The sequence below is a fragment of the Paraclostridium sp. AKS73 genome (genome assembly GCF_025671395.1).
Taxonomy (GTDB): Bacteria; Bacillota; Clostridia; order Peptostreptococcales; family Peptostreptococcaceae; genus Paraclostridium; species Paraclostridium benzoelyticum.
In genome coordinates this window covers 1-211 of sequence record NZ_JAIXHU010000110.1, presented here as the reverse complement: position 1 = coordinate 211, position 211 = coordinate 1, and the positions used below count along the sequence as shown (strand labels likewise).

The 211-nt window shown below is 46.0% G+C and carries 1 rRNA gene; it reads right to left on the bottom strand.

The annotated features are described in order from the left end of the window. A 23S ribosomal RNA gene (locus tag LEQ07_RS19925) occupies nt 1-211 on the bottom strand; the annotation flags it as partial.

The following is a 211-nucleotide window of genomic DNA, read 5'->3' as shown; positions in this document are numbered from 1 at the left end:
TTCACGTGTCCCGTGGTACTCTGGATCACATCTAAAGTCTTCTCGTTTCAACTACGTGGCTATTACACTTTATAGCGGAGCTTTCCAACTCTCTTCGTTACGACTACCTCTTGTTGATGATGTGTCCGCAACCCCAGTGAAGAAAACTTCACTGGTTTGGGCTATTCCGCGTTCGCTCGCCGCTACTTACGGAATCGAATTTCTTTCTTTT